General features: G+C 59.1%; 12 protein-coding genes. All 12 read right to left on the bottom strand.

The window, feature by feature from the left end; all coding sequences use genetic code 11:
• Positions 1-8 precede the first annotated feature (8 nt).
• Complete coding sequence (locus GSF01_RS13710) at positions 9-3,119, bottom strand: glycosyl hydrolase (RefSeq protein ID WP_235941472.1); 3,111 nt, start codon at positions 3,117-3,119, stop codon at positions 9-11.
• The gene (locus GSF01_RS13705; RefSeq protein ID WP_159884895.1) at positions 3,116-5,176 is read right to left on the bottom strand and encodes a beta-galactosidase; all 2,061 of its coding nucleotides are present in this window, start codon (positions 5,174-5,176) and stop codon (positions 3,116-3,118) included. The genes GSF01_RS13710 and GSF01_RS13705 overlap by 4 nt, the downstream gene beginning before the upstream one ends.
• Entirely contained in the window at positions 5,173-7,284 is a 2,112-nt protein-coding gene (locus GSF01_RS13700) for a hypothetical protein (RefSeq protein WP_159884893.1), read from the bottom strand. The genes GSF01_RS13705 and GSF01_RS13700 overlap by 4 nt, the downstream gene beginning before the upstream one ends.
• On the bottom strand, positions 7,233-10,337 hold the full coding sequence (locus GSF01_RS13695) for a glycoside hydrolase family 2 protein (protein WP_159884891.1): 3,105 nt from the start codon (positions 10,335-10,337) through the stop codon (positions 7,233-7,235). Before GSF01_RS13695 ends, GSF01_RS13700 begins: the two co-directional genes overlap by 52 nt.
• 18 nt (positions 10,338-10,355) lie before the next feature.
• The gene (locus tag GSF01_RS13690; protein WP_159884889.1) at positions 10,356-12,041 is read right to left on the bottom strand and encodes a hypothetical protein; all 1,686 of its coding nucleotides are present in this window, start codon (positions 12,039-12,041) and stop codon (positions 10,356-10,358) included.
• A gap of 1 nt (position 12,042) precedes the next feature.
• Positions 12,043-12,939 carry a sugar phosphate isomerase/epimerase family protein gene (locus GSF01_RS13685; RefSeq protein WP_159884887.1) on the bottom strand — a complete coding sequence of 299 codons (897 nt, stop codon included), beginning with the start codon at positions 12,937-12,939 and terminating at the stop codon, positions 12,043-12,045.
• Entirely contained in the window at positions 12,936-14,030 is a 1,095-nt protein-coding gene (locus GSF01_RS13680) for a Gfo/Idh/MocA family protein (RefSeq protein WP_159884885.1), read from the bottom strand. The genes GSF01_RS13685 and GSF01_RS13680 overlap by 4 nt, the downstream gene beginning before the upstream one ends.
• Positions 14,031-14,188: 158 nt before the next feature.
• Entirely contained in the window at positions 14,189-16,546 is a 2,358-nt protein-coding gene (locus GSF01_RS13675) for a glycoside hydrolase family 95 protein (protein WP_159884883.1), read from the bottom strand.
• Positions 16,547-16,614: 68 nt separating this feature from the next.
• Complete coding sequence (locus tag GSF01_RS13670) at positions 16,615-18,087, bottom strand: DUF5605 domain-containing protein (RefSeq protein ID WP_159884881.1); 1,473 nt, start codon at positions 18,085-18,087, stop codon at positions 16,615-16,617.
• Positions 18,084-19,595 carry a DUF5060 domain-containing protein gene (locus GSF01_RS13665; RefSeq protein WP_235941471.1) on the bottom strand — a complete coding sequence of 504 codons (1,512 nt, stop codon included), beginning with the start codon at positions 19,593-19,595 and terminating at the stop codon, positions 18,084-18,086. Before GSF01_RS13665 ends, GSF01_RS13670 begins: the two co-directional genes overlap by 4 nt.
• A 21-nt stretch (positions 19,596-19,616) precedes the next feature.
• Positions 19,617-20,516 carry a carbohydrate ABC transporter permease gene (locus tag GSF01_RS13660; protein ID WP_159884879.1) on the bottom strand — a complete coding sequence of 300 codons (900 nt, stop codon included), beginning with the start codon at positions 20,514-20,516 and terminating at the stop codon, positions 19,617-19,619.
• Entirely contained in the window at positions 20,517-21,467 is a 951-nt protein-coding gene (locus GSF01_RS13655; RefSeq protein WP_407945767.1) for a carbohydrate ABC transporter permease, read from the bottom strand.
• Positions 21,468-21,472: the final 5 nt, after the last annotated feature.

Here is a 21,472-nt window from a genome sequence, read left to right as displayed (position 1 = left end):
TTCCGCCTCTATTCCTGCCTGATGTATAGATTGACGCTGCCGTTCAAGCCGTAAGGCCGCAGTTGATAGGCCGGGGTGTAATCGCTTCCTTCCTTGCGAAAGGAAGCCCAGCTCGTCGTCGCCGTATCGCCGGATACCTGATGGAAGGGACCGAGCATATTCCGCGGGCTGCCTACCGTTTCGATCTCAATCACGTTCCGGCCTGTCTGCAGATAGTTTCCGACGTCGAGCCGATTCTCCGAGCGCCAAGGTACATGACCGGCCGTTACTCCGTTGACCTTGACTACCAGCGTGACGGCGTCATAGTCACCGATTTCCAGGATAGCCGAGCCGCCGGTGAAGACGCCCTCCTCCAGCTCATAGCGGTACACCATACTTCCGGCATAATGCGGATACCCTTGCAAGCACCAGTCCCCGAACGCCAGCTTGTCGCTCTCGGCCTCAATCCTCCGCGAACGGTCGACCGCGAAGTCGCCGATGATGTACACATCCTCCACTTCCATCCGGTGATCATACCTTGTAGCCAGCACCAGCTCGTTATCGCCCTTGCGCAGCCCGTGCAGTCTCACCTTATCGAAGGCCCGGTCCAGAAACCAGCCCTCCGCTTTATTCGGAACAAGGCTGCCGTTGAGGGTGATCTCATAGTGCTCAGCGGACTCCACGATCAGATAAACCTCCCGCTCCGGCACTTGCCCGACTTCAAACTTGAACCGGAAGGCAGCCGGCGTGCCGTTGGCCGGATGCGACTCATGTACCCAGCGGTACCTCTGCTCCAGCCCGTTCGCTACCACCTGCCTCATCCCCAGCGCTTCCCGGATCGCCCTCTGAGCCTGCCAGACGCCCGTCTCCTCGGACCAGCTCTCCTCCCCGATGCGGCAGGAACAGCAGTCCAGAGTCAGCACGTTGGGCGCGGTGCGAGAAAAGCTGCACACCGGACCCAGCTCGATGACCGAAGCGGGGCTGCCGGATGCTTGCGCGGCAGCAGGTGGGCCAGCCGATCTCTTAGGCTGGCGGCTATGATGCAGAACGTACAGCCTGGACTCCGCCGGGCCGAACGCAGCCTGGAAGCGCACGCTATTCGAGCTGCTGTCGAGAAGCTCGACTTCGCTCTTGTCGGCTGTAAGCGCCTTCCATTCTTCCAAAGCACCATGTCCTTCTAGAGTAACGGATACCTCATGCCCCATATTCCGGTCGTTGTTCACTAGAAATAAGAGTCGGCAGTCGCCCGCTTCTCTCAGCATGTACAAGAATCCGGGGGCTTCCTCTCCGCTTGCGTCTACGATGCTGATCCGGCGGGGCAACACCTGCTCCAAGGCGGCAATCGCTGCTTGGGGAGCCTCGACGACGGTCATATTCGGATGCCGGTAAAGCTCGCCCGGTCTTTCGTCGGTCCGCCCTTCGAGCAGTAGCGGCGGAGGTCCGACGGCTACCGCTTTCCCTCCCGCATGCAGAAATTCCTGCAGCAGCCGGTACGTGCTCTCCAGCATCGTGCGGATCTGCGGCAGGACCACCACCCGGTAGCGAGCCAGATGAACGGCCAGTCTGCCGTCGCGTACCGATCCCGTCTCCGACATGATCGTTTCGTCGCCCAGGTCGAAATCATAATGCGCGGCCAGCAGCTTCTGAAGAAACCCATTGAACTCATGTCCGAGCTTGTTGACGGCGGAAACATCGCGGTCCTTGCCCCGGGCCGGAAAGCCGTATGGACCCGTACCGATCAGGCTCCAAGCCGTCGACGACGGATGGAGCACCAGCACGTCACGGATCGGGCGGCCTTCGCTTAGGACCGCCGACAGTCTGGCGAAGTAATCCTCTACGATCCGGTTATGGGCCCACCAGCTCGTGTTGTAGTTGAAGACGGGCGGATAATCCCGTTTACGGCAGCCCCGGATCGAATAAAGGGCCAGATGCTGCGAACGGACGTTGACGCCGAGCGCGTACTGGAAGTCGCCGATCCACTTCTGTCCTTCGAAGGTAAAGCCCCACCCGGTGCAGCCGTACGTCTCGGTGAGTACATGCTTTCTCCCGTACTGGTTGGCCACGCTGGTGCACTGCTTCACGGTGATGGCCTCATTCGTCTGCTCGTTCAGCATATCGATGCCGGGCACGTGCTGGTACCGGTAGTTCGGCATGACTGCTCCGCATACCCGAGTAGCCGTACCCATGTTGTTTTCCCACAGGAAGTGGCCGGTGAACGCCAGGCCGTTATCCTCGCACCATTGACCGATCTGCTTGGAGTAAGCCTCGCTAAACCTCTCCGTCACCGTACGCCAGTAATCGTGACGGGCTTGCGAGGATAATTCCCCGTCGAAGAACAAGTACGGGGCGAGATCCAGAAGGTCATACCCCCTCCGTTCCTTGAAGAACCCGGGAAACGACCAGCTCCACGGCATCCAGCCTCTCCCCGGCGTAAACCGGCAGTGCCGGTCATGGATGCTGGGCTCGTCGGTGAACACGCCCCGGATGGTCGTACCGAACCGGTCGCCTACCTCGCGCTTGTAGGCTTCATAGGTAAGGTCGATAAAGGCCCCCACCGTATCGGGATTTAAGTTATCGGGCGGCGCTTCGTGGTTGAACCATTCGCTTCTCTCGGAGATCTCGACACGGAAGACGAGAACCGCCTCGCCCTCCCGAATCGAGCAGCGAACGCCGAGCGGTAGCCGCTTGTGGCACACGAGCCGCCGATCGTCGATCACGGCCTTGAACAGCGCGACAACCTGGGAATCGCCTGCTAGCTCGGAGATGCTGGAAGCGTCGCCAAGTACCTCCATCGTCAAGCCCTTCGCGCGGAAGGCATCCCCGCCCCGGGCTTGGACGAGCCCCCCGGCGAATCCGGACGGCCATCGGTCCTCATCATACAGCCACGCCTGCATGCCGTTCGCTTCGGCCGCGTCCACGGTGGACCGGACCAGGTCCATCCATTCCCTCCCCATATATTCGGTCTCCAGGCCGTCGCGGGAGTGAATGAAGAAGCCGCCCATCCCCTGCTCGTTCATCTCCTCTACCTGGCGGACCAGCTCCTGCTCCTCCAGCAGGTCGTTCCAGCCCCAGAATGGAGCCGAGCGGCATTCGGCCGGCGGATTGTCGAACCGCTGACGCAAGCTGTCGGCTGCGCTCATCTTCCTTCCTCGCTTTCCTCATGCAGGATTAAGACGTCCCGGGGAGCCAGCCTCGTATCTCCTTCATAGATGCTGCCGGTTAGCAAATCTGTCCGCTTCCCTCGGCCCAGCCGGATATCCCGGTGTTGATCGCTATGATTGATCACGAACGTATAACGAGCCCCGTCCTTCCGACGGGAGGCTACTTCGACGTCCGGCGTCGCTTCGCAGGCCGGATGGATGCCTCGTTCTGCGCACAGCTCCTTAAGCCACAGACGCATGAATTCCCGGTCCGGCTCCGTAGCCGCATACCAGGCCTCGCCCTGACCAAAGCGGTGACGCGTCAAAGCGGGTGAACCGCTGTAGTAATCTTCCTCGAACACGGCTACTGTGTCCGCACCCTCCGGGTGAACCACCTCGCAAGCGATCGCGCAGCCGTAAGCTCCCTCAAGCTGTCCCAGCGATTGCTTCATAAGCAGCCGATTGCTCTGTCCCAGGAACATCGGGTCGATCTCCTCCACCCAGATGCCCAGCAGCCGCCGCAGGTATCCCGGATAGCCGCCAGGCACGACCTGATCATGCTCATCGGCTATCCCGCTGAAGAAGGTCGTCAAGAACGTGCCGCCCTGTTCCACGAAGCGTTCCAGGCGGTCGGCCAGATCCGGCTTCGCCATATACAACAGCGGGGCCAGCACCAGCTCGTAACGGCTGAGATCCGCATCGGCCGCTATCAGATCGACGGGGATACCGTTATCGTACAGCGCATCGTACATATGCTGAACCCGGTCCACATACTTGAACAAGGTGGACGGACCGCCTCCCATCTCGACGGCCCACCAGTTGTCCCAGTCGAACATCAACGCGACCCGGCTCTCGGTCCGGGCGTCCAACAGCCGATCGCCGAGCGACTTCAACTCATCTCCGAGCGTGGCGCATTCCCGGAAAATCCGGGTATGCTCATGCCCGCAATGATCGATGACGGCGCCATGAAACTTCTCGTAAGCGCCAAGCGACCGGCGCAGCTGGAAGAACATCACCGACTCCGCGCCGCGGGCGATCGCCTGATAGCTGCGCAGCCGCATGACGCCGGGCCGCTTCGCCGGATTGACCGGCTTCCAGTTGATCGCCCCGGGCGTCGACTCCATCAGGAGAAACGACGCTCCTTCCTTTAGTCCCCGCATCAGATCATACCGGAGCGCCATGACGCTGGGCGGCGTATCGTTCTCCGGGTACATATCGAGAGCGATGATATCCAGATAACGGGCCCACTTGAAATAATCCAGCGGTTTATAGGTGCCGTTGCCCTGAAAGTTGGTCGTGACCAGCGCGTCCGGTATGACCGACTTGATCGCTTCAGCCTCAAGCAGGTAACACTCGAGCCAGCTGTCGGAATTAAACCGGTAATAATCGAGCGTCATGCCTTGAAAAGCCGAATGATCGGAGTTTCCGCCCTGCATTCCTTCGCTCAACCCGCTTGGCAGCACGATATCTTCCCATTCGTAATAAGTATGGCCCCAGAAGCGGGTGTACCAGGCCCGGTTCACGGCGTCGATCGTCCCGTATTTCTTCTTCAGCCATTCCCGGAAGGCCGCTTCGCAGTTGTCGCAGTAGCAGCGAATCCCGATTTCATTGTTCACATGCCAGAGCTGGACGGCGGGATGCGACTTGTAGCGCCTGGCCAGTTCAAGCGCCATACGCGGAGCGAATCGCCGGAAAGCGGGGCTGTTCGGGCAAGAGTTATGTCGCCGTCCGAACTTTCGCTTCTTGCCGTCATACGTCACGGCCAAAATATCCGGATACTTGCGCGCCATCCAGGCGGGATGTGCCGCCGTACTCGTCCCCATACATACGTGAATCCCCTTTGCATGCAGCAGATCCACCGCCTCGTCCAGCCATTCGAACCGGTAGGTGTCTTCATCCGGTTGATTCCAGGCCCAGGAAAATACATTGATCGAGGCGATATCGATGCCTGCCGCCTGAAAAAGCCGCATATCCTCGTCCCATATTTCTCTCGGGAACTGCTCAGGATTATAGTCACCGCCGAACATCAGCTTAGGGAACCGACGCCGCGTCGTCATACGCTTACCTCCTCCCGGAACCGCAAGGCGTTCTGCAGCACCAGGGCCACCACCCAGGATGGATTCCATCGATTGCAATGCCCCCTGTGATTCCAGTTTGTTTGGAACAATCCTTCCGCTTGCTCTCCGATAACATCGAAGCCCCATTCCCCCGGCTCCGTGCATATCCCTTGCCCCATGGCATCGAAGCTTAAGCGCCCCATTCGTTCATAATCGCTGTTGCCCGTAAGCCGTCCGAGCCGCCACAAGGCATAGGTCGGGAAGAAGACGTCCAGATGGTGATTCTGCACGCTCACCCCCGGCCAGCCTGCTGCCCGGAAGTCCGCTTCTCTGAAGGCAGTTCCCCGGTCATAGACGGGACTCCACATAAAGACGAAGGTCAGCAGCCAGTCTGCGGCCAGCTCCGCCCATACCAGGTAATCCGTGCGAGCCGTCGTCTCGTAAAGCTCCAAGGCCGCCTGAAAGAAATACATGCCGGCTTCCTTGTCCTCGCATCTCGCATCCAGCGTAGAGCGGGCAAACGGCCGCTCAAACGTGAGTGCATGCTGCAAGTAATATTGGCTCATCGCCGACTCCGCAGCCTCCAAATATCCGCGCACGCCGGTGACCTGGAAGGCTTTGGCCAGCGCCATCACGCAGGGAAGGCCAGCGGCCGTAATCATCTCATCCGCAGGCGATCCGTCCGGCTGCCAGGCAGCCGGGTATACCCCGGACGGAAGCAGACCGCTGAGCAGGAAGTCCGCGGAGGTCTGGATCGCTTCGATCCAGCCTGCAGGGACTTCCAGTCCCTGCCCGCGGTAGAGCAGAACCATATCCGCCAGGTCGGTCAGCGTCTCCCCCATCGCCCGGCTTGATACGACTGGCTGCTTGTTGGAGCGGAAGTACTCCCAGCGTCCTTCCTCCATATAATAGATCCCCCGCCTCAAGCCCGCCGTCTCCCCCAAGCTTTCCTCCACATAGAAATTGACCGCCTGCTTGCTTCGCGCCAGCCTCGCCTGTTCGCCCAGACGGAAGCCCAGCTTCGCGTCGCACCAGGCCAGCTTCAGACATTGTCCGGTCCAGCCGTACATGTAGTGCGGCGGATGCTTGGAGACATTCCCGAACCCATTGGAGTCCGAGAATTTCACATATCCGGCTTCTCCATTTGCTCCGGCTCTCCACCGGTCATCCAGCGCATTCGTCTTCAGCCGGATCATCTCGTCCAGCGTGAGCGGCTTGGCCCCTTCCGGCCGATACAGCCGCAAGCCTTGACGGACGATTTCACGGAAGGCCCGGCCGGAGCGCTCTGGCCCGCCCATATCGATCGCATAGCTCTTCGTCAGGGCTGCGCCCGGAGCCAAGCTCACATAACCGCCGGCATAGGAGGAAGTTGTGCTTTTAGCGATACAGATGACATCCTTCTCGCCGTTCAGCATCACCGCGCCGCTTAACGCGACGGCTGTCGTAGACGTCTCTTCCTCGATCGCACCCAACGATCCGTAGTGTACCTTTCCTTCCGCCGACTCTTCGTAACACGGGAGCGAGAACAAGGAGATGTATCGAGAGCCGCCTTCGTGCTCAGGCTCCTTCCACTCCACATTCACACAAGGGACGGGCAGCCGGTGCTCCTCGAATATCGAACCGCGGTGAGGGCCAACCCCCAGCCTAGGCACAATCCGCGAAGGATCGGAGGACGGATTGTTGTTGTAGATCATATGAGGAATCGTGACGATCTCCGAGCCGCGCTTCGGTAACCGGAACAGCAGGCCGACCGCTAGATCGGTGAGCATGCCTTCTGCGAGATTGTTCCAGACGGCCTCTAGCCGAAGCAGCTGATTCTCATCGAAGGCAAGCTTCATCGAGAAGGCAAGCCGATCCTTCAGCACGGCTTGCAGCCGGAGAATACCGCCTGTCTCTCCCTCTTCCTGCGTTATGCGGACCGAATCCAGCTGAACGTTCTCGACGCGCCAAGGCTTTCCCTCCGAGAAGGTCAGCATATCGTGCAGATATCCGCTGAAGACAGGAATGACGACGCCCTCTTCCGATAAGCTGAACCGAACGCCCCCCTGCTCGGGGGCTAGCTCGGCTGCTTTTCGCTTATCCGTGCTGTAGATGATGTAGCTGTGCATGGCTTGCTCTCTCCTTTCCCACCAAGCAGCGAGACCAACAGGCGGTCGAGCGGAGGATTCCATCCGACCCTGCCGGTCAACGGCAGACTGACAAAGATCAAACGGCCCTTCCCATACCGTTTCAATCCGACTACCGGCAGCTTGCGCTTTCCATTCGATTCGCCCTCCGTCCGATAGCTGTACAGGATCGGCTCGATACCCTCCCCATCCAGCCAGCAGCGGGCAATTCCATCGATTCGGTCGTTCGATAGATTATAGAAATAACGGAAATCCCCCGGTCTCATCCAGCTCAGCTGTCGCTCATCAGGCTCAGCGCTGCAGGCAAGCGTATACACCTCGCGGAACTTCATGGCCTTGATCGGAGAATCGCCAGCCTCCCACACTCCGGAATCGATGCCTCGCAGCACGCACAGCACGGTGTTTCCTTGCTCAGCCGCTTCCAGCAGCGCAGTGCGGTGACGCGTGAAGGCATCCCGTGAAGTTACCACGACCGGCAGCTCCGGGGGCATCGGTCCATGCTCATAAGATTCCCCCGCAACGCCGAGCAGGGAACAGAGCATCCGGGCCTCGGCGTCCAGACATGCGACTCTCACCGATGTCGGCTGAGAAGGAGACTTTCGCGCGAAAGCCTCGAAGGCGAAGCGCTCCACAAGGGAAGCAACCCCTTGTTCATCGATCAGAACGGCATCCACATACAGCGTCTTGCGATCTGCAACTTGCGGTACGGTGAGGCGGACGGTGCCGGCATAGTGAGCTTGCGTCGCGGGAAGAGGGCTAGTGATCTCATAGTGGGCGTACTCCGTTTCGTCATCTCGCAGCGTGGCCAGGACGCGGCAGTTCGCGTAAGCCTCAGGCGTGTCGTTCAGCAGCCAAGCCTCGATCTCCACCGTTTCTCCCTCATAGGCCCTCCACCTGTCGCAGCGCAAGCTGACGCGCTTGGGCACTAAGCAGTCTTTATAGGCAAAATAAGCAGGCTTCGGTATCCGGTCCACCCCGACAAGCGCTTTCATCCAGCCGGACGGCCAAGCATCGATTAACAGATGGATGGCGGTAGAGACGACCGTATCGGCTCTCCTCCTCCAGGCATCCGTCATCAGCTTCGTAGCCAGCGCCTGATGCTTCTGACTCGCCTCGATCCACTCGCTTATCGTCGATTGCTCCGGGTACCAATCCCCGTGCAGCCCATAGGTTTGTGCGCCATGAATCCGGCTTGGCAGCCAGCGCTCATCTGGCGAGGCAGGCAGCCATTCTTCGGGATAGCGGCCATACATAAGCTCCAGGTTGTCGAGCCCCTCTGTTCCGTATTCCCCGCAGCCGGCCTTCCACCCGTCGCGGATGAATGGCAAGTAGCCTTTGTACATACTGCCGACCGCAACGCCGTTATTCGTATACCAAAGGTTATAGCAGTGAAAGTCAGGCAGTCCTTCCCGCGTCGGCGGGTTATAGTCGCCGTCCGCGTTCTTCACGACGCGATCGGGATTTTCCACGTAGATCGCCTGTCTCGAAGCAACGAAGAAAGCTTCCAGCTCATTGCGGTGCAGATGCCGATGTCCCTTGCGCCGCTTCTCGGTGCGTGACGGCTCGTTGATTAGAGAGACCATCACGGAGGAGGGATGGCTGCGAATCAGCCTCTCCATCTCGGCGGCTTGCCGGACGCCCTCGACGAACTGGCTTCTCCGGATAAAACCGAAGGTCGGCAGATCGCACTGATGCATCATGCCGAGCATGTCGAAGTAATCGTAGATTTCTTCCTGGACAGGACGCTGGGTGATGCGGTAAAAGTTCATATTCGCCAGCTTGGCGATCAAAATATCGTCGATCAGCTGGGCAAAGTCGTTCTTCATGACACATTGCTGCAGATGGCCCATTTCATTGGCTCCCCGCAGGATGATCGGGCGATTGTTCAGGTACAGCGTGCCCTTAGGCGACGCCTCTTCATCCATATGGAACTTCCGCATGCCGAAGGTCCGGTCGAACCGATCGGAGCCTTCGCTGCCATTCAATACTCCGACTCGCGCTACGTACAGATATGGCTGCTCCGGCTTCCACAGACGGAAGTCGGGGAACTCGACCTTATACCGGTAGTAATTCAACCCTGGCCCGGCGTAGGCGACCGGAAAGGTAAGGGGTCCCAGCTTTTCGCCTTCGAAGTTTTTCGGCATGAGCTCCAGACTCAGCTCGAAGTTTTCCTTCAGACGATCGGCCGACTGGATGACATCCACCCACACTTCCACGTAGCTTTCGTCAATATTAGGGCGGACGAACACATCCTGCACGAAGATGGACGGACGTTCCTCCAGATATACCGCGTTATAGATACCCGCTCCCGGGGGACAATGCTTCCACCCGCTGTAGGGATCGTCCCACCCCGGACCTGTCGCCGCATACAGCTTCTCCCCATCCAGCTTCGTACCATCAACGCCCATCATCGGATAATCGTTATATACCTCGACGACCAGCGTGTTTCGCTCCTGCAGGTAATCGGTCACATCAAACTCGAACGGGGAAAAAAATCCTTCATGACTCCCTATGCACTTGCGGTTCACGTACACCGTCGCTTTGTAATCGACTCCTTTGAAGACGAGATAGACCCGCTTCCCCGGGGATATGGGGCCCGAGACAAATTCCGTACGGTAGAACCCCGTCCACCGGCCTCTCGCTCCCGTCGGCCCGCGGAAATCAGGGATGCTCACCGTCTCCCAGCTCCCCGCCCCCTCGAGCACGCGGGTAAAATCCGCATCCTCCGGCGTTTGATAACGGAACTGGAACCGGTCGAGCACTTGGCGGGAGCGGCGCACAGCCGTCGCCTCCGTCAGATCGCGCATATAGGGAAGATAGGCTTCCCGCAGCTCCTGCAGCTCCTTGTGAAAGCCAGCCAGCTGCGTCGCGTAGGATGGTCCTGCACCATCAGGCGCCTGTTCCGTACCCGGTGTAAAATATTGCTTGTCGTAGCTGACGGGAGGAACTTCCCTTCGTTCATCCCCGCTTCCGGGATGTTCGCGAAACGCAATTTCCGCGAACGGATCCTGATGCTTGTTAGGTTCCACTCTCATCTCCACCTTCATCCCACATCATAGGGCCGCAATTTCGAAGTCCAGCGTGAAGCCGTTCTCATCCTTGGCCGCCATCCTTACTTCTGTATGTCCGAACCTTTGAGTCCATTCACGCCCGGTTCCGAGAAAAGGCTCCGCCGTCTCCAGCACCCGCTCGTCGAGAAAATGCTCCGTTACGATCCACTGGCCGAACCCTTGCTTGCCGCTGCTTCTTAGCTTCGAAGGACAGTCATCGGGCAGGGCCTTCCTCTCGATGATGACAACGCCGCCGGCTTCCGCCCTCGCGACGACTGCCTTGAATGTCTGCTCGGAGGGTGGCGCAACGCCGCCTACCAGCGTCAGCTTAGGCTCTCCCAGCTGCCGGGCATCGACCTGATCGTCGAACGCAAGCACATTCCGTACCGGATACCAGAGCGGATGCATCGGCTTGAGGACAGCTGCTCTGCCTTGTTCCAGCGGAAAGCTGTCCAGCGCTACGCTGCTCTTCAGCTCATGTCTCGGAAACTCAAAGCCCGGAATATGCATGCAGCTTCCATGAGCGGGTATCGTTCCATGGCTGAGCACGTGCCAGATATGGAACAGGCTCTGCGAAGCCTCTTCTACACCAAGCGTGCGATTCCCGAACAATCGTTGATTTTGTCCGTAATTGGCGTCATCCGTATGGATAACCGCGATATCCGCCTGCGCCTGCGCGTGGCTCCATGTAAGCGGATGCGCAGGAATGAACGACCGGACGAACCGCTCCCAGACATCGCCGAATTCGGTATGTCGGAAGCCGGCATGCGTATGCCGCATGAGAACATCCACGTTCTCCACGAACAAGTGGGTCGGCCCCATATAATAAGCCATCTTCAGTGCGGATTCGAACTCCTCCGGGGAATGTCCGGGCAAGCCGGGCATCCGGGTAAACCAGTCTCCCGCATCCGGTCCCCACAGGTCTGCGCATATCCACAGCGAACGGCCATACTGACTTGCCGCTCCCAGAGCCGTCGACAGCTGCAAGGACTGAAACGATTCCTTCATGACCTTGGGGCAAAGGTCCATTCCGGCCCTGGCGAACGTATGGAACATGGTCGGAAATACATGCTCTGCGATCAGCGGCATAGAGCCGCTGGGCAGCCCGCTGCGCTCCAGCACGCTTCGGACCTGCTGTCCGCGGGCATCGATCGCTTGCTCCACCCGTTCGCGCGAGGCTTCCAGGCTGAGTCCGTCCGTATTCCCCCAATGCGGGAACCAGCCGTCCTTGCGGTATTGCCCCGCATTAATCTGCAGATGCTCCGGCTCATCATACAGCAGCCCAATGCATCGCCCCGTGGAAGCGGCCTGGCGGATCGTCTCGTCCTCCACGTCGTACCGATTCGTTCCTTCGATCCACGGACCGTTGATATTGCCGTATTCGTTGCCGAGGCAAACCTCTAGATCCGCCTCCGCTATATCGGTCAGCAGCTGCGAGTAATCGCTCATCCCCGGGATGACGTGATGGACGTAAAAGTCCGCCCCCAGCCTGCGCAATGCCTGCGCGAAAGCGGCCGGCTCCGGCCTCGGGTCCTGAGAAGGACAGATCGTTCCGGTTCCTGTCCGCATCACCCGGTCGGAGGACTCGCCTGCCCAAGGGTCCTGCCACGCGATAACTGGACCCTGAATGCCGAGCTTCGGTCTGTGATTCGCAAGCTGCTCGGTCTCCAATCGTTTCTTATCTGCCATCTTAGCCTCCCGCCCCTTCCCGGCTTGCGGCCGCCTGCCCGCTTGGTCCAAGCTCTTCCGCTTGCCGGAAGGCGTGACGGACCAGCTCCAGGCATTCCGTCACCTCTTGCGGCTCGGCATGCTCCAGGATGAGTGGGACGTTCGGCAGCCGGTCATGCACATACTTGGCATATACAGCCCAGTCGGACTTGCCGGCGCCAACCCGTGGCGTAGTGAAGGTCCCATCCTCGGCATAAAGCGTATCCTTCGCATGAGCCAACGGACAGTAGGGCGCAAGTTGATCGAAGAGGCGCTTCATCGCCGATTCCTGATCGGTCAGGTCTTCCCGCGTCATATAGTTGAATGGATCCATGACGAAGCCGATCCCTTCTGTCCCAAGCTCATTCAACAGCCGGACGGCTTGCCCGCCCGTACTCAGCACATTGCAGACGAATCCTTCCAGGATCAGCACCGCTCCATTTTTCACTGCCCGGGTCCGAAGCCGGTCAACGGTGCGCACAAGCTGCTCCCATGCCTCCTCCGTCCGATTCTCGGGCGTGTCGCGCCAGGTGCCTCCAGGGTGCAGACTGCCCGTTTCCGTTAGGATATACCGGGTCCCATAAGCCGGACAAAGATCGATCAGCTTCTCCAGCTGCTGCAGCTTTTGTTCTCTTTTGGCAAGATCGGGGTTCATCAGATTGGTATAGCCGGAGAGACCGATCAGCTCAATGCCGAAGCTTGCGAACAACGTGCGCACACGCTCCGCGCGTAAGGGCGAGAAAGGCTCATCGTCCATCAGCTGCAGCTTCTGACGCGGATCGAGCTGTACGAAGCCGAAGCCGTGCCGGCTTGCTTCCTGCGCCATCTCTTCTGCCGAGAGGCCCATATAGATATAGCTCATGAAGCCGAGACGGTTCATAGCGATACGCTCCCTTCCAGCACATCCATCCGTTCCACCACGCGTCCCTCCTGGCTGGACAGCACCATGGCCGTCGTCAGCGCGATGGTCTGCAGATTATCCTCCGCCGTCACCGGCGGCTTCCTGCCCTCCGACACTTCGTTGATGAATGCGATCATCGATCCGGCGAAAGCATCCGGGAACCAGGAGCCCTTCAGCTTGATCTCGTGAATCACGTTCTTATGCCGGTTTAATGCCATATATAACGTATCCTGCGTGCACCATACACTGCCTTCCGTACCGTCTACCCACCAGGTATGGCTGTGGGAGCGGCTCGCCTTGACGATATTGTTAAAGTGAAGCGAAGCCATCAGCGGGTTGCGGCCGCCGGCCGGGCCGAACTCGACGCTCGCCGAATAGATCAGCGGATCGACGGCATTTTGACCGGGCAGCTGGGCCGTCGTACAGTGCACCCTCGACCATTCCTCCTGCGATGGGTTGAAATGTCGGCACAGATCGGCGTAATGCACGCCATGATCGACGATATTGAAGTTTTTCATCGTCGTCCACCACCAGCCCGGCTGATCCTGAAATGCCCGCATGTGATGATGGATGCTGTAAACATGGCCGATCAAGTCCTGTTCAAGCACCGTCTTCAGCGCCTTATGCGCCGGAGCCCAGCGCGCCTGCTGATTGACGCCGAGCACGATGCCCAGACGATCCGCTTCGCGGGCCAGCTCCCGGGCATGCTGCAGATCGAGCGCCAGCGGCTTCTGACATAGCACCGGACGCGGCGCTTCCGCGATCTGACGAAGCACCCCCAGCCTAGGCTCCGGATGGATAGCCAGATCGATGATGCCGACCTCCTCTTGCTGCAGCAGCTCGCGTACGTCCGTCGTCCAAAAGGGGATGCCGAACTTCTCTGCGGTCGCCTTGGCCGCCTGCTCGCTCACATCGCAGCAAGCGGCTATCGGCAGACCATGCTTGCGATAGGCCGGCAGATGCGCGCTGTTCGCGATGCTTCCGCAGCCGATGATCCCGATTCCATATGATTTCCCTTGGGCGGTCTTCAGCTTTCCGGGCGAATAATGTTCAGGTCTGATAAATTCCATAAGCTCACCTCTCTGTTTCTTACAATACACCGATCCCGAAAAACGGTTATAGGGGGTTTATGCTCTTTTTGGGGACGATTCGAGCATAAGAATCTGCATCCTCGACATCCCAAAAAGCCGCAAAACGACAGTTCGTCGCTTTGCGGCTTTTAGCGCCTTTAGATCGATGTCGCGACCGGAAGATCGGCGATCTCCGGCTGCTTGTTCGCATACAGCACATACGTTTGCCCGGCTTTAGCCTGGAAGCGGACGAGCTCCCCTTCCCGCTCCGTCCGTATCGCGGCGCCATGGGCTTCGACCGCCAGCTCCGCTACCGGACGGCGGCAGGTGACGGCGCACACGCCATCCTTGTCGGCCCGGATCACACAGCGCTTCAGCACGCCTCCCTCCCATTCCAGCTCCAGCTCGAAGCCTCCGCGCGCCCGCAGCCCCGACACCTTCCCTTGCGGCCAGGCGCTTGGCAGCGCAGGCAGAAGCGCAATTTCGCCTCGATGCGATTGCACCAGCATCTCCGCAATACCTGCTGTTCCCCCAAAATTTCCGTCGATCTGAAAAGGCGGATGGTTATCAAACAGGTTCGGCAGCGTCGACAGCGACAACAATGCCCGGAGATGCTCGTAGGTCGTGTCTCCCTCCTCCAGCCGCGCAAAGAAATTGATAATCCAGGCCCGGCTCCAGCCGGTATGCCCGCCTCCGTTCTGCAGGCGGCGTTCCAGCGTCCGCCTAGCGGCCTGCGCCCATTCCGGCGTATGGCGGACATGTATGATTTCGCCGGGATGCAGGGCGAACAGATGGGAGATATGACGGTGGCCCGGATGCACCTCATCCCAATCCTCCGTCCATTCCTGAAGCTGACCGTGCTTGCCGATCTGCGGCTGAGGCAGCTTTCTTAGCGACTGCTCCCATCGTTCGCGCAGCTTGTCATCCGTCTTCAGAATTCCTGCCGCATCCGAGCAGGCGCGGAACAACGTATAGACGATCTGAATGTCCATCGACGGTCCGATCGAAAGTGTTCCCACGCTGCCGTCCTGGCCGATAAATTTGTTCTCCGGCGAAGTGGACGGTCCGGTGACCAAGCGCCCCTTGCTATCCTCAAACATATAGTCGAGGAAAAATTCGGCCGCTTCCTTCAGCACGGGATAGGCTCTTTCGCGCAGGAAGCGCTCGTCCAGTCCAAACTTGTAATGCTCCCATAGATGCAGCGACAGCCAGGCAGCCCCCATCGGCCAGATCGAGCCGGGCATGTAATTGCCCTCGACCTGGGTAGAGCCCCACATATCCGTGTTGTGATGCGCGACAAACCCTTTGCACCCGTAGACCTGCTCAGCCGTTCTCCGCCCATTGGGCCGCATCCGGTCGATCAGATCGAACAGAGGCTCGTGGCACTCGGGCAGATTGCAGCTTTCAGCCGGCCAATAATTCATCTCGGTGTTGATATTAATGGTATATTTGGACTCCCATGGCGGGGTAAAGCTCTCATTCCAGATCCCCTGCAGGTTGGACGGATTGGAGCCCGGCCTGGAGCTGGCCATCATGAGATAGCGGCCGTACTGGAAGTAGAGCTCGTAGAGCGCCGGGTCCTCCGCCCCCTCCCTGAACCGGTTCAGCCGGGCATCGGTCGGCAGTGCGGCCGCTTCAAGCCGCTGCTCCTCCGAAGCCAGCTGGAGCTGGACCCGTCGAATCAGAGCAAGATGGTCGGCCTGGTGCTCCCGCTTCACCTGCTCATAGCCTTTGCTTTCCGCCCGCTCCAGCTGCCTGACGCATTCGGCCAGCGGATTCTCATAGCGGAAGGTCGTGCCCCCTGCGACGTAGACCGTGACCGCCTGCGCCTCGCGGACGGTCAAGAAATCCCCGATGGCATGAACCCAGCCGCCCTCAGGCACTGCCTTGACGGCAAGGCAATACGTCACGCCGTCTTTCCCGTTCGTCCCCTGCATCGCCATCGTATCGTGAGCGACCTGCTCCGTTCCTTCATCGAACGGTCTGCGGCTAATATTCATCCGCAGGTTCAGCTTGGCCGGATAATCGCAGCTGATCCGCACAACCAGCACCTGGTCCACAGCACTGCTGAACATCTCTCGAACATGCTGGACGTCATTGAGGCAGTAGCTCACATGTGCGATCCCTTCCTCGATATCCAGATCCCGGTAGTAGCTGGAGATCATCTTCTTCTCGCCGTCATGATAAATCTGCAGGTCGCCTAGAGGCTGATAAGGCCGCATCGACTTGGGAATCGACATCATGCCCATCTGCGCCGTCTCTTCCGCCTCGAGCTGCTGTCCTTTCATGAGCAGACGCCGCACCTCCGGAAAATAACGGCGGCCCTCGGGATTATCCCCATGGAGCGGTCCTCCGTACCAGACGGAATCCTCATTGAGCTGGAGACGCTCCTGATTCACTTTGCCGAAGATCATCGCGCCCAGACGGCCGTTTCCGATCGGGAGCGCTTCCGTCCAAGCCCGGGCCGGTTTTTCATACCACAATTTTGCATGGGTGGATTGGCGAAGCTTTTGCATGTAATTCCTCCTCTTTTCGATTCGCTCTGTATTGGATGTACGGTTCCGATCCTTAACGCTCACGCTATCTAGGAGAGTTCCTCAGCTGCCGCTTGTCTTCGCAGACGCAATGCATAATAAAGCTTGCCCGGCAAATCGATGCGAAACCTTCCTTCCCATACCCCGGGCAAGGGCGTAATCGTCATATTCCAGGTATCGATCAGCTCCGCTTCGTACCGGCCCTCCGGCAGATCGAAGCCGCGATAGGCAAAGCGATGGGGACCGAAATATTGCAAGTAGCACTCCCCCCGAATCTCCAGCGTAGCCGCATCGTAACGGTCGCTGTTATAGCTCATCCCGGGCGGGTTCGACTCCAGGATGTGGCTGAGAAAGGCCACACGCTGGATACCCACTCCTCCAAGCTCTCCTCCCTGCACTTGCCATTGCGTGCCATCGGGGCGCAGATAGCATTCCCTGTAGGCGGCGAAGCCGCCTCTGGCCGTCGCCTCCCATAGCCGGCACACCATCTCCTCGGCGTTCAGTCCGGTCCAGTCCGTATCCAGATTTCCTTCTCCGCCGCAATCGTCCAGAATGACCGGCTTGCCATAGGCCTTCGTCAAGTCCGACGCGATCCTGACATCCCGGCTCTTGAGGCTGGCATGCGTCACCCAGGGCACCCCGAAGTCGTAGGCCTCCGGACGGGATAGCAGCGAGCGCATATGCCCCCCGCAGTCCCACTCTTGGAGAACCCGGAACAACCGGTTCCAATCCTCGGGAAGTCTGCCGGCGAAGGCTTCGGGTTCCTCGCACAAAGACCACCAGACATTGCGGAAAGCGCCGTAGCGTGCGGCGCAATAGCGGACATACCGCTCCTCGTCTTCAAGGCTAAGCCCTTCGGCACATGGCGTATGGGGCTGGAACAAGACGAGCTCGGCCTCGATGCCTGCCAGATCGAGCCGCGCCAGCAGCCGGTCCAGACGAGTGAAGTAGTCCGGTCCCGGCCATGCTTTACCTGTGTCTGCCCCGGCCGCCGCATAAGACGGGACAGCTCGGGAATCCCGGGCGGCCGCAGACTCCGCGAACGCGACCTGGCCGCTTCCGGGAAGCACAGCCATCCGCAGCTTGTTGAACGGCGACGCCTGCAGCGATTCAAGCGTCTGCTCCAGCAGGTGTTCATCCCCCAGATGCCACGCATAGCTGACCGTCCCGAGCGGGACATATCGGGTGCCGTCAGCATAAGCAAAGTGTGCCTCATCCTGTACCTGAACCGGCCCCCGATTGCCAGGAGAGGGAGCGGTGCAGGCGAACTCGCCGCTGATCCCGTCCATGTCCGGGCAGCTGCTTTGCGTTACATAAGTCCAGATACCTTCCTCCCCGGGCATAAACCGGATCAAGTAGCTCCCTGCTTCTGCCGGGAAGCCTTCCGCTTCCCCGTAGTGAAGCCCATTCGTGAACCGGCAGACCAGATAGGGTTGTTCCTCCGCAAGCGGCTCCTCGGAACAAGCCAGCTTCAGCTCGAACCTTCCCCACTTCTCCACCAGCGCTAGCGCTTGCCCGCTCATCCGCATCTGCCTCCTTCCGCATGTACAGCCTGTTCCCGAGGATGTCCCGCATCAGACTCGGTTTCCAAGCGTACGCGTAATGCCAGATAGGGCCTGCCGGGCAGCTCCACCTTGCTCCGGCCTTGGAAGACACCGGCAAGCGGAGTCACCTGCATATTCCAGGTATCGATCACTTCCACGCGGTACGCCGCTTGCTCCGGCCAGTCGATCCAGTGAAAGACCGGCTGGCGCCTGCCGAAGTACAACAGGCTGTACGTGCCTGCCGACCGGGCGCCCAGCCAATCCTCCGGGCCTTCCTCCATAATCCGCCTCAAGAACGCGAGGCGCTCCACGCACTCCCCGTACAGCTTGCCTCCGGATGAAATCCAGGCCCTCGTCTCCTTGTCGATAAACGACTCGCCGTGACCGACAAATCCTCCGCGGCTCATGCCCTCCCAGAAGCGGTGCACAAGCTCTTCGCCCGAAATATTGCCCCATCGCCGGGAGCTGTTGCCCTCGTACGAGATTTCGTCGATTACGATCGGCTTCGCCACCGCATTTCTCCAGCTCGTCGTCAGCTCCGCATCCCAGTGCTGGATGCTTTGATGGGTGATCCAGGGCTTGGAGAAATCATACAGACTGGAGGATTTGTACATCTTGGTTCCGTTATGGATGGACCGCAGATGCTGGTAGGGATCGCAGCGCTGGGTAAGCTGAAGCAGCCGGTCCCAGTCGGCCGCCGTCTTGAATTTGTTGAAGTCGTACTCATTGCAGAGCGACCACCAGACATGCCGGTAAGCGCCCAGCCTCGCGATACAGTAGCGTATGTAACTTGCGTCGGACTCCGCATCCATGTTGTCCACCCCCCAGAATCCTTTGTCATAGGGGTGAAACAACACAAGGTCAGCTTCGATACCGAGCCGCAGCAGATCCTCCAGCCTTCGCTCTAGACGCCGGAAGAAATCGGGATTGAACCGTGTCCGGTCCAGCTCTTCCGGATACTCCCCCGTGAAGACGAGCTGAAGAGGCGGCTTCATATCCTGCGTAGGAAGCAGGCACATCCTAATCTTATTAAACGGCGAGGCCGCCAGTGACTCCAGCGTCTGCTCCTCCAGCCTTTCATCGCCGCCATGCGTCCAGTGATAGCAGGTCGTGCCGAAAGGCATATATCGTGTGCCGTCCTCATAAGCGAACAAGTAACGTTCCTTCACCCGGACCGGACCATGGTTGCCTTCCTGAGCTTCGGTGCAGACGAATGCTCCTGCGTGCCCATCCAGCTCGGAGCAATTGCTGCTTGTCACGTAGCGCCATACGCCTGGACAATCCGGCATAAACCGGATTCGGTATGTTCCGTCCCCGTCATAGAACCCCTCGGGCTCGACGATCCTGTTGCGGTATTGGAACCGGGCGGACAGCCGGACCTCGCGGAAGGGGTTGCCTTCGGACGGCCCCGAGAGCGTCAGCTCGAATCGTCCCCATCGTTCCACTTCCTGCAGCTTCAGTTTCATATGCCTACCCACGTCCTCCATTCTCTGGCGGCCTCCAGCCCCTTATTTAATGCCCGAATGCGCCATCGTCGCAATGACCTTGCTCTGGAAGGCGAGAAAAATGATCAGATTGGGCAGAAACAGCAGCAGGGTTGCCGCCGCCATCGCCCCCTGCCGAGCCACGCTGTTGGCCATGCCGCTCGTCAGCGTTTCGACATAGAAGGGGAAGGTTCTCATCTCTTCGTCCTGCATATAATTGATGGACGTTTCCGTATTCTGCCAAGCGCTCTGGAAGGCGATAATCCCGATGGTCGCAATCGCGGGCAGCACGACCGGGATAATAATGCGAACGAACAGCGTCCATTCCTGCGCGCCATCCATCTTGGCGGAATCCAGAAGCTCGCCCGGCACCTGATCGATAAACTGCTTCATAAGAAACACCCCGGTCGGAACGGCTACCAGCGGAAGCACATGCCCCCAGTACGTATTGAAGATGCCCAGATGGCTGACAACGAGATATTTGGGTATGGCGACCGTCTCCGGCACGAATACGAGCGTAAGCAGAATCGTGGCGAATACGATCTTATGTCCGGGAAATTGATGCTTGGATATCGCATAGGCGCACATCGCGCTGACCAGCGTGATCAAAAACACGGTCAGCCCGGTAACTACCGCGCTGTTGAACATATACCGGGTGACGGGCACAGCCGTGGACTTCGTAGAAGCCAGCAGCTCGATGAAGCTTTGGAAAGACGGATTTCTCACCAAAATATTAGGCGGATACACAAACAGCTCCTGATAAGGCTTGAATGCGTGATTGAATATATACACGATCGGCAGCAGCATGAAGATGCTGATGAGCGCAAGCAAGACAAATGCTACCTTCTCGGTCGGACTCCATCGGCTTAATCTTGGTTTCCGCCGCCAGGCCGCCAACCGGCCCAGCTTAGCCATGACGTTCATTTATTCATCCTCCTTTGTGCCGAACAGCTTCCAGCACAGCTTCTGGGCGAGGTACACCAGCGCGAGCAGACAGACGGTCAGCGAAGTGGCATAGCCCAGCTCGAAGCGGGTAAACGCATAGTCGTCCGTATGCGTGGTGATCATATGCGCCGCATATTCCGGCGTCGGATTCATCCCGGAGAGCACCGTACCGATCTCACTGATCTGGATGGCTCCGACGATCGCCATTACCGCGCCGAACAGCATCTGCGGCTTGGTCGCCGGAATCGTAATATACCAGATCTCCTCGAGTCTGCTGCGGATACCGTCCAGCTTGCCCGCCTCGTACATCTCCGGATTGACATTCAGCAGACCGGCCAGCATCCCGAGAAATCCGATCCCCATGCTCTTCCACAACGTTACAACCACCATCGAGTTCATCAGATGCTCCTTGCTTGTCACCCATTGAACAGGCTCGCTGATCAGGCTCAGACTGAGCAGGAAGTGGTTCAGGTATCCGATCCGGTCGCTGGAAAACAACGGCGTCCAGATAATACTCATCGCGACCAGACTTGCCAGCGAGGGCGTATACATAGCGAGCGTAAACCACTTGCGGAACACCGCCGGCAGGATCGAGATCAGCCATGCGAGCAGGAAAGCGCAAAGGTAGCCGCCGGGTCCTACGATCAATGCGAAGGTCAAGGTGTTAGGCAGGGCGTGCTTCATCATGATCAAGTCCTGCGTCAGCATGTACCGGAAGTTATCCCAGCCGACGAAGCGCGGCGGCTCGATCGAGTTATAGTGCGTGAAACTGAGAGCCACGGCCGCGAGGACGGGCAGCAGAATAAAGGTGAAGAAGCAGAGCATGAACGGGGCGATGAACAAATAGGACACGCGGTACTCCCAGATCCGCTGCAGGGCGGCAACCAGCCTCCCTTTCGGCTTGCTTTCCAGCTTCAATCGGATCGGCATCGCCG

Origin of the sequence: Paenibacillus puerhi, assembly GCF_009846885.1 — a bacterium.
GTDB lineage: Bacteria > Bacillota > Bacilli > Paenibacillales > NBRC-103111 > Paenibacillus_G > Paenibacillus_G puerhi.
The sequence above is the reverse complement of the archived record's forward strand: the minus strand, read 5'-3'. Positions and strand labels throughout refer to the sequence as shown.

What these genes read in the sequence shown, in the direction of transcription:
- GSF01_RS13710 (WP_235941472.1), bottom strand. Translation starts at nt 3,119, where the DNA reads ATGAGCGCAGCCGACAGCTTGCGTCAGCGGTTCGACAATCCGCCGGCC.
- GSF01_RS13705 (WP_159884895.1), bottom strand. Translation starts at nt 5,176, where the DNA reads ATGACGACGCGGCGTCGGTTCCCTAAGCTGATGTTCGGCGGTGACTAT.
- GSF01_RS13700 (WP_159884893.1), bottom strand. Translation starts at nt 7,284, where the DNA reads ATGCACAGCTACATCATCTACAGCACGGATAAGCGAAAAGCAGCCGAG.
- GSF01_RS13695 (WP_159884891.1), bottom strand. Translation starts at nt 10,337, where the DNA reads ATGAGAGTGGAACCTAACAAGCATCAGGATCCGTTCGCGGAAATTGCG.
- GSF01_RS13690 (WP_159884889.1), bottom strand. Translation starts at nt 12,041, where the DNA reads ATGGCAGATAAGAAACGATTGGAGACCGAGCAGCTTGCGAATCACAGA.
- GSF01_RS13685 (WP_159884887.1), bottom strand. Translation starts at nt 12,939, where the DNA reads ATGAACCGTCTCGGCTTCATGAGCTATATCTATATGGGCCTCTCGGCA.
- GSF01_RS13680 (WP_159884885.1), bottom strand. Translation starts at nt 14,030, where the DNA reads ATGGAATTTATCAGACCTGAACATTATTCGCCCGGAAAGCTGAAGACC.
- GSF01_RS13675 (WP_159884883.1), bottom strand. Translation starts at nt 16,546, where the DNA reads ATGCAAAAGCTTCGCCAATCCACCCATGCAAAATTGTGGTATGAAAAA.
- GSF01_RS13670 (WP_159884881.1), bottom strand. Translation starts at nt 18,087, where the DNA reads ATGAGCGGGCAAGCGCTAGCGCTGGTGGAGAAGTGGGGAAGGTTCGAG.
- GSF01_RS13665 (WP_235941471.1), bottom strand. Translation starts at nt 19,595, where the DNA reads ATGGAGGACGTGGGTAGGCATATGAAACTGAAGCTGCAGGAAGTGGAA.
- GSF01_RS13660 (WP_159884879.1), bottom strand. Translation starts at nt 20,516, where the DNA reads ATGAACGTCATGGCTAAGCTGGGCCGGTTGGCGGCCTGGCGGCGGAAA.
- GSF01_RS13655 (WP_407945767.1), bottom strand. Translation starts at nt 21,467, where the DNA reads ATGCCGATCCGATTGAAGCTGGAAAGCAAGCCGAAAGGGAGGCTGGTT.